Below are 305 nucleotides of genomic sequence, written 5' to 3' on the forward strand. Positions count from 1 at the left end.
CCCCGAAACTATATATTGTTATGATACAATGAATATTATACAACATATTGAAGGGATGAGGAAGAAATGGATATCGTCGCATTTCAACGATGGGTGGAGGAATTTTACGAAAAACGAAGCTGGTCACAGTATAATTCCTTTATTCGCTTAAATTTCTTAACAGAGGAAGTCGGAGAAGTTTCACGCGTTGTTCGCGCAATCGAAATTGGCCGTGATCGTCCTGACGAAAAAGTGAAAACAGAAGAAGAACAAAAACAAGAGTTAAAAGAAGAACTTGGTGATGTACTATCTAATCTTATTATTCT

Annotated in this window: 1 protein-coding gene; it reads left to right on the forward strand. The window is 36.4% G+C overall.

What is annotated here, in order from left to right; genetic code table 11:
- Positions 1-66: 66 nt before the first annotated feature.
- A partial coding sequence (locus tag ACSG5Z_RS30480; protein ID WP_435712814.1) for a MazG nucleotide pyrophosphohydrolase domain-containing protein occupies positions 67-305 on the forward strand: 239 nt, incomplete at its 3' end.

It is taken from the genome of Bacillus pretiosus, assembly GCF_051294775.1.
Lineage (GTDB): Bacteria > Bacillota > Bacilli > Bacillales > Bacillaceae_G > Bacillus_A > Bacillus_A wiedmannii.